Genomic DNA, 12,371 nt, shown 5'->3' with positions numbered 1-12,371 from the left:
CTCGCTAAGGCTCGCTAGAATGACGATCCTTTTTGGTTTGGAGGCTGTTAAAGTCATCATCATTCTGAACAGCGAGGGACGAGTGTGATTCAGAATCTACGCACAGAGTGCTCCGAGTTTGAAATAAACTGACTGAGCTCGCGAATTACAATGGAAAAGTAACAGCGAATAATGAAGGAGAATGAATCATCGATAAGACACCTTGCGTTTATATCCTAACGTCAAATAACAACGCCGTTCTCTACATAGGTGTTACCAGTCAGCTGCCCCAAAGAATATGGCAACATAAAAATGGAGTAGTGGAAGGATTTACTAAGAAATACAACGTTCATAAGCTCGTTTACTTTGAGTTATTCGACGATATGGCTAATGCTATAAACCGAGAAAAGCAGCTCAAGCAGTGGAAGCGTGAGTGGAAGTTAGCCTTGGTAAGAGAAACGAACCCTAACTTTCTCGATCTATCTACTGAGTATCAGTAAAAATCATCCCTATCTTTAAACGTATTTAAGCTAACCACATCCGCTTTTTGTGTCGGTGCCGCTTCCCCTTCTAGCGCTGCTTTGAACTTTACGACCTGTTTTTGCAACTCGTTCATCAATACCACATTGGTGTGATGAGGGTTTTTACACGTGCTGATGACTCTATCAATGTGGCTTTGTTGAGCCCACAATCTTTCTTTCATATTTTCTGATGCGCTTTCGATCATCTCTTTCGCCATCTCATGACGAAATTGCTCAAAAGCTTCTGGGTCTCGCTCTGCCATTCGAACCATTTCATCGAATGGAGGAAGCGTTTGGGACGGGATATGACGTAGATTAGACATCGATGCTCTCCAAATCCTTATGGAAATTGCCTTTAGTTACTAAAAGCCTATACCACTAGAAAGAGGAGAGAGGATGAATTCTTCAGCCGTCTCACTTATAAGAGAAGCTTTCAAGCTTGAGATTGAATAAGTGCGGCATGTCGATGTTTGGTTGTGGTGGTTACTGTAGTTGTTGGATGCGGTAAACGCAGCGTCTTTGGCCGCTAATGATGTGTTCGGTACGCTCTACTTTGGTGTCACGTCCAAGTAAAGACTGAAAGACACTTAATTCTGACTGGCACAAGCTTGGGCAGCGAGTTGCGGCTTTACAAATCGGACAGTGATTTTCGATCAAGATGAATCCGTTCTCATCTTTCTCGAGCTCGGCCATATAGCCTTCTTGCTCTCTTAATGTGACAAGTGTTTCTAGTTTGCTTTGCAGAGAGTCGCATTGCTCAAGATGCTGACGATAACTTTGTAACGTGAGTTTTTCCCTTTCTGATGTGACTTTTTCCAGTCCATCTTTGCCAAAGATATGTTCGACAGCTTCTATAAACTGAATGGTCAACTCACCGTGACGGTCAGCAAATTGCTCATGACCTTTTTGAGTGAGAGACCAATGACGAGCAGGGCGACCAACTTTCACTTTTACGTCATGGATAGAAAGAATGCCATCATCTTCTAAACTTTGTAGGTGCTGACGAGCCCCCATGGTTGTCATACCTAGCTCAGAAGAGAGTTGTTTTGCAGTGACGGAGCCATCACGCTTAACGATTTGCAATATCCTATCTACGGTCTTCATATACCCACCATTTATACGTCAGTACATATTATGCGCGATAGGGTTAGTAAAGAAAAGTGTTGACTTAATTTGAGTGTGGATTTGTAGGGGCTATGTTCATATGAGCCAATATATGTCGTCATTCTGAACGGCGAGGAATAAGGTGATTCAGAATCTATCTTTTGGTTGAGCAGCGGTTAAGGCGAGCAGGACAGAATAGGAGTTTGCTGTTACCAGATTCTTAGTCTCGCTGGAGCTTGCTAGAATGACGAGTTCTTTCGATTTAGAGCTTATTAAAGTCACCGTCATTCTGAACAACGAGGAACGAGTGTGATTCAGAATCTATTGCCCGTTGTGCCGGAAAGAAAGGCTCAAACTCAGACTGAGCGAGAGCCTCGAGAAATGCTTAAAGAATAATATCACGCACTTCTGGATCTTTACGATCTAAGTAGTGAGTCGATTTGATGCGGCGAATAGTTCGGCATCTACCGCGCACGAGCAGCGTTTCTGTGGTCGCCATATTGCCTTGACGAGAGATACCTTCCAGCAAGTCACCTTTAGTGATGCCTGTAGCTGAAAATACCACATTGTCGCTACGAGCCATGTCTTCCATTTTGAGGACAACATTCGCTTTTACGCCCATTTCATCGCAGCGTTTTAGTTCATCTGCGCCGTAAATGCGGTTTTCTTCAGTATCGCCTTTTACTTCGTGACGAGGAAGCAGACGACCGTGCATGTCACCGTCTAGCGCTCGAATTACCGCTGCTGATACAACCCCTTCTGGCGCGCCGCCAATACAGTACATCATGTCCACTTCACTGTCTGGCATACAAGTCAGAATAGAGGCAGCCACGTCACCATCAGGCACCGCAAAGACACGCACGCCCATTGCTTGCATTTCTGCAATAACGTTATCGTGGCGAGGTTTCGCAAGGGTAATAACGACTAGGGTATCAAGTGGCTTGTTCAGGGCCTTTGCTACGTTCTCTAGGTTTTCTTTTAACGGCTTTTCTAAGTCAATTACGCCTTTTGCACCAGGGCCAACAACCAGTTTTTCCATGTACATATCTGGCGCTTTAAGAAAGCTGCCTTTCTCACCTGCGGCAAGTACGGCTAGTGCGTTCGATTGTCCCATTGCCGTCATACGCGTTCCTTCAATCGGGTCGACTGCAATATCTACTTCATCACCACCAATACCCACTTGCTCACCAATGTACAGCATTGGCGCATCATCGATTTCACCCTCACCAATGACAATTTCACCACTGATATCTGTTTTGTTCAGTAGCGTGCGCATAACTTCAACAGCAGCGCCATCGGCTGCGTTTTTATCGCCACGGCCAAGCCATTTGTAACCAGCCAGAGCTGCACCTTCAGTCACACGGGAAAATGCCATTGCTAAATCGCGTTTCATGATGTCTCCAAGTAAGCAAGAGGGAAGAAGAATTTGCGCGGCGATTCTATCACAAGGTCGAGTAAACGTTTGCCTTTTTGCGAGGCTTTTACTTTATCTAACTTGAATTTGATCAATACTTAGGGCGATTTTCAGCGTAGCGAGACGCAAAATCCTTGCTCAAAAATGCTTCGGCGACAAGAAAAGTCAGCGTTTAGTGAGATTGCGCTGATTTTTTGACCAAATGATGCAAAATATCGAATATAGTGAGTGTTTCTCATCGCGACGCTGAGTAGAATGAACCTTATATAGGTTAGGTGTGCATCAATCTCGCACATCGTCCCAACGGAATAACATAGGTAGGCCAAGATGTCTTTTGAAGTACTAGAACAACTAGAATCTAAAATTCAAACTGCAGTTGACACAATCACTCTTCTTCAGATGGAAGTCGAAGAGCTGAAAGAAGATAAAGCTAAACTTGCGGAAGAAGCGAACGAGCTTCGCTCTCAACGTGAAGAGCTAGAGCAAAAAGCACAACAAGCACAGCAAGAGCACGCACAATGGCAAGAGCGCATTCGTGCACTACTTGGCAAAATGGACGAAGTGGAATAATTCGGCTTCTTCATTCCAAATTAAAAACACCCGCGTTAAGCGGGTGTTTGTGTTTTAGGGAAGTAGAAAATGTTAAGACAAGGCTAGGCGCTAAGAGCCAAGAGAAGACCCTATAACTTAGGCGCCTAAGACTCGTTATGCTTCTTCATCCAACTCTAAATCAATATTCAATGGTTCAGGCGACAGGATAATTCCGGTGCTATCAGCATAAATATAATCTTCAGGTAAGAAGCTGACGCCGCCAAAGTTGACTGGTACATCCAATTCACCAATACCCTGGCTGGTCGCTCCAACAGGAATAGAAGCGAGGGCTTGAATGCCTAAATTCATATCTTCAAGTTCATCGACTTCACGAACACAACCGTAAACGACAATGCCTTCCCACTCGTTTTCTTCCGCAATGGTTGCGATTTCTGCATCGATAAGGGCTTTACGTAGGGAACCGCCACCGTCAATTAACAAAACGCGACCAAGTCCATCTTGCTCTAATGTCTCGCGGATCAACGAATTATCTTCAAAACACTTGATGGTGGTGATTTGCCCGGCAAATGAAGCGCGACCGCCAAAGTTACTGAACATTGGTTCAACCACATCTACCTGATCGAGGTAGATATCACAGAGTGCTGAGGTATTGTATTCCATAGCGTACCTTTCTAAACAGAAATTGGTTGTCTTTGAGTATATCTAGGCATTAAGTCAATGCAATGACAATCCTTTTTTAACTTACTAGAGTTTGAGCTACCACAATTGTTGCAAACAAAACGTTGGTGACTAAAGAGCATTTCACGATGACTGGCATCATTGGTGCTATCTGAGCGGGCTTTTGTGTATGCCAAACCGCTTTACCATGATCGGCCACGAAATAAATACTAAGTAAAAATGGCAAGCTAATCCAAACGGGTTTGTCTTGAATTAACAAGTAAGCCGCAAAGGCAAGAATAGCACCGCCAAGTAAAACAAAGTGGTACTGCTTGGCTTTGCGTTGACCCAATCGCACTGCGACTGTGCGTTTACCACACTCTCGGTCGTTCTCGATATCACGCATATTGTTGATGTTGAGTACTGCAACGGCGAGTAAACCGCAGCCTAGAGCAGGTAAGAATAGCGTGGTATCTACGTGACCAGTATGCAAGAAATAAGTACCGGATACGCCGAGTAAACCAAAAAACAAGAAAACTGAAATATCGCCAAGCCCCACGTAACCGTATGGTTTGCTACCCATGGTATAAGCAATGGCTGCGAGAATGGCCAGAATTCCCAGCCCGATAAAAGTAACAATACTTTCCAGTGAACTTAGTGAATAGAAAACTAACACCAAGCCTGAAATGGCGGTCAGAGCGATGTTAAAGATAATCGCCTGTTTCATCTGTTTCGCACTTACCGCGCCTGACTGCATCGCTCGTAATGGGCCGAGGCGTTTGTCGTTATCTGTACCTTGAACGGCATCGCCATAGTCGTTTGCCAGGTTGGACAGAATTTGCAGCAATGTCGCGGTTACGAAAGCCATGATGGCAATCGTCAGTGAGAAATGACCCGCCGAGTAGGCGAGTACACTACCTGTTAAGATAGAGACTAATGCCAGAGGTAATGTTTTTGGACGAGCGGCTTCAAGCCAGATCTGTAGAGATTGTTTCATGGAAATTTCGTGCTAGTAACCAATGTGCCCAGTATAAGCACAAAGAGGCAGATACGCTATTGACCTAAAACAACTCAACTAGAAGTCAAAGGGTGATTCAGAATCTATCATCCGGTTGTGCAGTGGTGAAGGTGAGTGGGAAAGAAAGGCGTCTGCTGTTAGCAGATTCTTAGTCTCGCTTAAGCTCGCTAGAATGACGAGAGCTTTTGATCTAGATGTTGTCTAAGTCACCGTCATTCTGAACAGCGAGGAACGAGTGTGATTCAGAATCTATCATCCGATTATGAAATGTTGTGGTGAGAGAGAAAGAATAGGCGTTTGCTGTTAGCAGATTCTTAGTCTCGCTTAAGCTCGCTAGAATGACGAGATCTTTTTGATTTAGGTGTTGTCACAGTAACCGTCATTCTGAACAGCGAGGAACGAATGTGATTCAGAATCGATCATCCGATTGTGCGGTGATTAAGGTGAGAGAGGAAAAATAGGCGTCTGTTGTTACCAGGTTCTTAGTCTCGCTAGATCTCGCTAGAATGACCAGACCTTTTGATTTAGATGTCGTCTAAGTGACCGTCATTCTGAACAGCGAGGAACGAGTGTGATTCAGAATCCATCATCCGATTGTGCAGTGGTTAAGGTGAGAGAGAAAGAATAGGCGTCTGCTGTTAGCAGATTCTTAGCCTCGCTTGAGCTCGCTAGAATGACGAGATCCTTGATTTGGGTGTTGTCTAAGTCACCGTCATTCTATACAAAAAGCCCAGAAACAAGGTTCTGGGCTTTGGTAAAATAGATTGCGATTAAAGAATAAAGCGGCTTAGATCTTCATCTTCAATTGTGTCGCCTAGGCGCGCTTTCACGTAAGCGGAATCAATAACGAATTTAGCGCCAGATTGCTCCGCTGCGTCGTAAGAGATTTCATCCATCAAGCGTTCCATTACGGTGTGTAAGCGACGAGCACCGATGTTTTCTGTGCTTTCGTTGACCGTCCATGCCGCTTCCGCGATTTGCGTGATGCCGTCTTCTGTGAATTCGATGTCCACATCTTCCGTTTTCATCAACGCAACGTACTGCTCTGTTAGAGAGGCTTTTGGTTCTGTCAGAATGCGTTTGAAGTCGTTGCTGCTTAGTGCTTCTAGTTCAACACGAATTGGTAGACGACCTTGCAATTCTGGGATCAAGTCAGATGGTTTTGCCACTTGGAATGCACCAGATGCAACAAACAGAATATGGTCTGTTTTTACCATGCCGTGCTTGGTTGATACCGTGCTGCCTTCAATCAATGGAAGTAGGTCGCGCTGAACACCTTCGCGTGAAACGTCTGGGCCTGAGCTCTCGCCGCGTTTACAGATCTTGTCGATCTCATCGATAAATACGATGCCGTTGTTTTCAACGTTGAAAATCGCTGCTTCTTTTAGCTCTTCTTGGTTTACCAGTTTCGCCGCTTCTTCTTCCGCTAACGCTTTCATTGCGTCTTTGATTTTCAGCTTACGTTTTTTCTTAGTGTCGCCTGCCAGGTTTTGGAACATGCCTTGCAGCTGGTTAGTCATCTCTTCCATACCAGGAGGCGCCATGATCTCTACGCCCATTTGTGGTGCGGCTACGTCGATTTCAATTTCTTTATCGTCTAGTTGGCCTTCACGCAGTTTCTTACGGAAGATCTGGCGAGTGTGAGAAGACTCTTCCGTTTGCTCTGCTTGACCCCAACTATCACGTGCTGGTGGCAGTAGCGCATCAAGAATACGTTCTTCCGCTTGCTCTTCTGCGCGGAATTTCACTTTCTCCATCGCTTGTTGATGCGTCATTTTCACAGCGACATCTGTTAGGTCACGGATGATGGTTTCAACTTCTTTACCAACGTAACCCACTTCGGTGAATTTTGTCGCTTCAACTTTGATGAAAGGGGCATTTGCCAGTTTTGCGAGGCGTCGTGCGATTTCAGTCTTACCAACACCAGTAGGACCAATCATCAAGATGTTTTTTGGCGTCACTTCGGCACGCAAGCTTTCTTCAAGCTGCATGCGGCGCCAGCGGTTACGAAGTGCAATCGCAACCGAACGCTTGGCTTTTTCTTGACCGATAATGTGGCGGTTCAATTCATGAACGATTTCGCGAGGCGTCATTTCAGACATATTCTTTCCTTACTTCGTTACGATTACGCGGTTGGTTTTTCAGGCTCTACTGTTGAGTCTAGCTCTTCTACCGTGTGGTGATGGTTAGTGAAGACACAAATATCACCCGCGATATTGAGAGCTTTTTCCGCGATCTCACGAGCATCTAGATCTGTGTTTTCTAGTAGGGCGGTTGCGGCAGCTTGTGCGTAAGCACCACCAGAGCCAATCGCAATCAGGTCATGTTCTGGCTGTACGACATCACCATTACCGGTAATGATTAACGATGCGGTTTCGTCGGCAACGGCAAGTAAGGCTTCGAGCTTGCGCAAAGCACGATCGCTACGCCAGTCTTTAGCTAGCTCAACTGCCGCTTTGGTTAGGTGACCTTGGTGCATTTGCAGTTTGCTTTCGAAGCGCTCAAAAAGGGTGAAGGCATCCGCAGTACCGCCGGCAAAGCCCGCTAGTACTTGGTTGTTGTACAGGCGGCGAACTTTGCGCGCATTACCTTTCATTACGGTATTGCCTAGAGATACTTGGCCATCACCCGCGATGACGACTTTATTATTTCGACGTACAGATACAATGGTAGTCACAGTCGACCTCTTGATTATTTCTCTTTGGATTTAATTCAGTATATGGGGGAGGAGAAATGGGGATTCAAGGGGGCAAAAAGAAAGGCCCTAGGATCTTAGCTCCTAGGGCCTGAGTTTAAAGATTTTCTTTCCAAATCGCACACGGCTCGATTTTCGCGCGTTGCAGTTTATGACGGTCACGTTCTGCATCACGTTTGAACTTATACGGACCTAGCACCACGCGATACCATGAACTGCCTTCTTTCTTACGAATCTTGCTCGACATCCCTTGGAACGCGATTGCAAGCTTACGCTCTTCGGCTTGTGCCTGGGTTTTGTACGCGCCACACTGCATGATGTAAGGAATTTTAGAAACTTCAATTTCTTTGGCCACAACTTCAACTTCACGTTTCGGTAGTGACTCAACATATTCCCATTTTTCTTCTGGTGGTGGCGGCAAGTCTTTTTTCGGCTTTGGTTTGCTTACAGTGGTTGTTGGCTGCTTCACGACTGGTTGTTTAGGTTCTGGGTCACTACTCAAAAGGTAAAGACCATAGCCAAAACCGCCCACGAGCAAGATAGCGAGCAGGCCACTGCGCCAAGGTTTTTTTCTTTTCGGCGGCTGTTTTTTTGTCGACTTTTTTGGGGCGCCTCGCCCTCGTCTTACATAATCTCTATTTGCCACGGTTATTTCTGGTCATCAAGGATTCTTGCAAATATGTTAATCCAGAACGAGTTGAGAAAACACCCTATTGATAGAATCTTGATAGCTAAAGCGCGACAACGCCCGAGTGTAGGAGTGTGTTTCCGTTCTCACTTACATTTATTCAGGGATACACAAAAAGCAGGAGGGGTAAATAAAAAAAAGCGGCGCCTTAGCACCGCTTTGGGGATGAATACCTAATCTTTAGGTTAAGGGCGCTGTGGTGGCGCTGCACTTCCACGAATGACGAGATTAGTTTCAAGCAGACGTGAGCCTGAATGCACGTCGTGGCCTTTTAACATCTCGAGCATCATTAGCATCGCTTGTCGACCAATCTCATAGCGAGGTTGAGAGATGGTGGTCAACGGTGGATCGCAGTACTGAGCGAAGTTAATGTCATCAAAGCCCACAACAGAGAGATCTTGCGGTACTCGTAAGCCAAGCTTTTTCGCTTCTTGAATTGCGCCGATGGCCATTGTGTCACAGTGACAGAAAATAGCCGTTGGTGGTTCTGGCAATTCGAGCAGTTTACGAACGGCTTTTGCTCCGCCATCAAAAGAGAACTCAGTAATGACACTATATTGCGGATCTTTATTGATGCCGGCACGGCGCAGGGCTTGTTGGTAGCCTTGCTGGCGGAATTGACACAATATTGCTGTATCTGGTCCAGAGATTTGAGCAATGCGTTTATGACCTAATTGGGTCAGGTAATTCACCGCTTCAAATGCTGAGGTCAGGTTATCAATATGTACTGTCGGAAGCTCGAGTTCAGGCGCAAATTCACACGCCATTACCATCGGAGGTAAGTTCTTTTGCTCTGGCTTACTGACATCGAATGGTAGATCTGTACCAAGCAGTAGCATTCCATCTGCCTGCTTAGTAAATACGAGGTTAACGAAAGAGCTTTCGCGTTTCTTCTGTTGTCCGCTATCACCCAACAGGACTAGATAGCCATGTTCCATGGCTGCATCTTCAATACCGCGAATAATTTCAGAAAAATAAGGATCACAGATGTCGGGAACGATAGTAACAATGGTTTTTGATTCGTTTCTACGTAAGTTACGCGCTAATGAGTTTGGAGAATAACCCGCTTCAAGTACGGCATCTTCTACTCTCTTTCTTGTAGAAGAAGAGACTTTCTCTGGATTCATTAAGGCTCGAGATACCGTAGCCGTAGACACTCCCGCAAGCTGGGCAACATCCTTCATTGTCGCCATAGTTTTTAACCTCTCATTTATTTTTTGCCAAGATGACGTTATTCCGGTTTGAAATCAGAGTAATCAAACCGAGTTAGAGCTGTGTTTGCTCTTCGCTCAGTTCGTGTTAACGAGTGGGAAAATGGATTCTTCACCGCGATATCAATTTGTGGGAATAGTCATTGTTTTAATCTAAGCCTGTGCAAACAAGTCACTTTAGACTTTTCTAATTTGGATAGTCTATTCATTTCTAAAGTGAAAGTTACGGTCTGTTTAACAAAAATTGCAATCTTGGTGTGATCCTGGTCACATTAAATGGTAATTCATTACATAGTTAAACGTTTGCTAGCTGAGATCTTGTGGTTCTATGTCTAAATTCCAGCGCACTTTCTTAGCATTTGGCAACAACTCAATAGCAGGTTTGGCACTGGTTAATAACTTTTGCATCAATGAACGATGCTGAGTTTGCAGTAATAGTTGCCAACGGTATTTACCAGCCCGCTTGGCCAAAGGTGAAGGAGTTGGGCCTAACACCATGCAGGAATCATCGAACAGAGGGTGTGACTCTAACGTAAAGCGAACCTGACGCAGGAAGTCTTCAACTACCTCACTTTGGTTCGCCTCTGCTTTAAACAGAGTCAAGAAACTATAAGGCGGAAGCTGAGCCAGTTTGCGTTCTTCCAGAGCAGTCATAGCAAAGTGGCGATAGTCTTTTTGAAGTAGGGCCTGCAGCAAGCTGTGCTCAGGATGGTGGGTTTGTAGGATAACCTCGCCAGGTTTACTTGCGCGGCCGGCACGACCTGCGACTTGAATAAACAACTGCGCTAGTCGCTCGGAAGCGCGGAAGTCACTACTATAAAGAGAGCCATCAACATCCAAAAGAGCAACGAGCGTTACATTTGGAAAATGGTGCCCCTTAGCCAGCATTTGGGTGCCAATCAGAATTTGATGTTCACCTTTACGAATCGATTCAAGGGCATCTTCCAAACTACCTTTGCGGCGTGTGCTGTCTCTGTCGATGCGAATGGCGTTGTATTCTGGAAATAACTGAGCCAATTGTTGTTCGAGTTGTTCCGTTCCTACGCCGACGGTAACCAATTGGGTTGAACCACACCCCTGACATTGATGAATCACCGGTTGTTGTGAGCCGCAGTGATGGCAGCGTATTTCGTTGCTGTAATGGTGGAACGTATAGTACGCATCACAGCGTTTACATTCTGCAATCCAACCGCATTCATGGCACATCAAAGCGGGCGAAAAGCCTCGACGGTTAAGAAACAACATTACTTGATTGCCCGCTTTTAAATGCTTGCGCATCTCGGCAATCAGTTGGGCAGATAAGCCACTTTCTAAATACTGACCTTTTACATCTAACACTTTATTGGTGGTTGGTACGGCAGAGCCAGCTCGTTGGGTTAGTGTTAAATGGTGATACTTGCCTGACAAGGCATTGTGCAATGTCTCCAGTGCAGGTGTGGCTGAGCCCAGAACAATCGGAACTTGTTCTTTATGAGCGCGCATTACAGCAACATCGCGTGCATGATAACGCAAGCTATCTTGCTGTTTGTAAGAGGTGTCATGTTCCTCGTCCACAATGATAATCCCGAGATCAGCAAAAGGCGCGAGTAGGGCAGAGCGTGTGCCGATAATGATTCCGGCCGCTTTGTCGCGTGCAGAAAGCCACGCATTCAGACGCTCCGTCTCGTTTAACCCGGAGTGGATGACGTCAACTGGCACATTAAAACGGCGTTTAAAGCGGTTGATGGTTTGGGGCGTTAAGCCAATCTCTGGTACTAAAACCAAGGCTTGTTTCCCTTGCTCTAAAACTGGCTTGATAAGGTTGAGGTACACTTCTGTCTTACCTGAGCCCGTGACGCCTTCTAATAAATAGGAGGCAAAACCTGTTTGGCTATTTACACTCGCAATAGCCAGCGCTTGTTCGTGGTTGAGCTTTGGCTTTTCGACGTCGCATTCAACGTGCTGTCCCCACTGGGTGATTACAGGCTTCTTCTCGATACGTTCAATCCAGCCTTTCTCTTCTAAAGACTTTAGTACTGTTGAGGCTATCTCTTGGTCGACAAATTCCTGGTGAGGCAAAGCGCCGTTAACCAACATTTGCAAGACCTTCTGTTGTTTGACCGCTCGACGATCAAGCCCTTGCATCAGCTTGTCTTTACCGGATTCGGTAATTTGCCACTCTTGTAGCGTCGCAAAATCTGCAGGCTTTCCTTTACGTAGAGCTGCTGGCATCGCATTGTGTAGCGTATCTCCAAGTGGGTATTGGTAGAACTGGCTGCACCAAGTCAGCAACGAATAAAGCTTTTCAGACCATATCGGCTGAGAATCAAGAACTGCTTTGATTGGCTTGAGTTGATCTTTGGGAAAGTCCGAGTGATTAACCATCGCGGTGACGATGCCAACTAACGTTTGGCGTCCAAAAGGTACGGAAACGCGTCCACCAATGATCGGAAACAGGTGCCCCGGAATGGCGTAATCAAATTGTTTGTCGAGCGGAACGGGTAATGCCACTCTAGCAATGGTTGGACGCATAAATTCTTAGATATTAAAAAA

The 12,371-nt window shown here is 45.7% G+C and carries 12 protein-coding genes; 2 read left to right on the top strand and 10 right to left on the bottom strand.

The annotated features are described in order from the left end of the window. Positions 1-185 precede the first annotated feature (185 nt). Complete coding sequence (locus R7P69_RS10665) at positions 186-479, top strand: GIY-YIG nuclease family protein (RefSeq protein WP_025768346.1); 294 nt, start codon at positions 186-188, stop codon at positions 477-479. Here the strand turns inward: R7P69_RS10665 and R7P69_RS10660 are convergent. The 3 genes from R7P69_RS10660 to glpX all read right to left on the bottom strand — a co-directional run bounded on the left by R7P69_RS10660 (position 473) and on the right by glpX (position 2,997). Further along, positions 473-823, bottom strand: a complete 351-nt coding sequence (locus R7P69_RS10660; RefSeq protein ID WP_238952188.1) for a DUF3135 domain-containing protein — start codon at positions 821-823, stop codon at positions 473-475. The two genes, R7P69_RS10665 and R7P69_RS10660, sit on opposite strands and share 7 nt — an antisense overlap. Before the next feature lie 160 nt (positions 824-983). Next, entirely contained in the window at positions 984-1,604 is a 621-nt protein-coding gene (locus tag R7P69_RS10655; RefSeq protein WP_005379532.1) for a helix-turn-helix transcriptional regulator, read from the bottom strand. Between the two features lie 385 nt (positions 1,605-1,989). Continuing rightward, entirely contained in the window at positions 1,990-2,997 is a 1,008-nt protein-coding gene (gene glpX, locus R7P69_RS10650) for a class II fructose-bisphosphatase (RefSeq protein WP_025768348.1), read from the bottom strand. A gap of 348 nt (positions 2,998-3,345) precedes the next feature. On the opposite strand from glpX, the gene zapB reads away from it, so the two are divergent. Continuing rightward, a complete protein-coding gene (zapB, locus tag R7P69_RS10645; RefSeq protein WP_005379536.1) occupies positions 3,346-3,588 on the top strand; it encodes a cell division protein ZapB in 243 nt (80 codons plus the stop codon). Positions 3,589-3,723: 135 nt separating this feature from the next. Here zapB and rraA read toward each other — a convergent pair whose 3' ends face one another. The 7 genes from rraA to priA all read right to left on the bottom strand — a co-directional run bounded on the left by rraA (position 3,724) and on the right by priA (position 12,350). After that, on the bottom strand, positions 3,724-4,230 hold the full coding sequence (gene rraA / locus R7P69_RS10640; RefSeq protein ID WP_005379537.1) for a ribonuclease E activity regulator RraA: 507 nt from the start codon (positions 4,228-4,230) through the stop codon (positions 3,724-3,726). A 76-nt stretch (positions 4,231-4,306) separates the two neighbouring features. Further along, positions 4,307-5,224 (bottom strand): 1,4-dihydroxy-2-naphthoate polyprenyltransferase, encoded by a 918-nt coding sequence (locus R7P69_RS10635; RefSeq protein ID WP_213891727.1) that lies wholly within the window; start codon positions 5,222-5,224, stop codon positions 4,307-4,309. A 791-nt stretch (positions 5,225-6,015) separates the two neighbouring features. Then, positions 6,016-7,347 (bottom strand): HslU--HslV peptidase ATPase subunit, encoded by a 1,332-nt coding sequence (gene hslU / locus R7P69_RS10630; protein WP_025768349.1) that lies wholly within the window; start codon positions 7,345-7,347, stop codon positions 6,016-6,018. Between the two features lie 23 nt (positions 7,348-7,370). After that, positions 7,371-7,922, bottom strand: a complete 552-nt coding sequence (hslV, locus tag R7P69_RS10625; protein WP_005383176.1) for an ATP-dependent protease subunit HslV — start codon at positions 7,920-7,922, stop codon at positions 7,371-7,373. 115 nt (positions 7,923-8,037) lie between these two features. Continuing rightward, entirely contained in the window at positions 8,038-8,586 is a 549-nt protein-coding gene (gene ftsN, locus R7P69_RS10620; protein WP_047101882.1) for a cell division protein FtsN, read from the bottom strand. Positions 8,587-8,813: 227 nt separating this feature from the next. Next, a complete protein-coding gene (gene cytR, locus R7P69_RS10615; protein ID WP_254901949.1) occupies positions 8,814-9,842 on the bottom strand; it encodes a DNA-binding transcriptional regulator CytR in 1,029 nt (342 codons plus the stop codon). A gap of 303 nt (positions 9,843-10,145) precedes the next feature. After that, positions 10,146-12,350, bottom strand: a complete 2,205-nt coding sequence (priA, locus tag R7P69_RS10610; RefSeq protein ID WP_053349704.1) for a primosomal protein N' — start codon at positions 12,348-12,350, stop codon at positions 10,146-10,148. Between the last annotated feature and the right edge of the window lie 21 nt (positions 12,351-12,371).

Origin of the sequence: Vibrio sp. 661, from assembly GCF_033339315.1 — a bacterium.
Taxonomy (GTDB): domain Bacteria; phylum Pseudomonadota; class Gammaproteobacteria; order Enterobacterales; family Vibrionaceae; genus Vibrio; species Vibrio alginolyticus.
The sequence above is the reverse complement of the archived record's forward strand: the minus strand, read 5'-3'. Positions and strand labels throughout refer to the sequence as shown.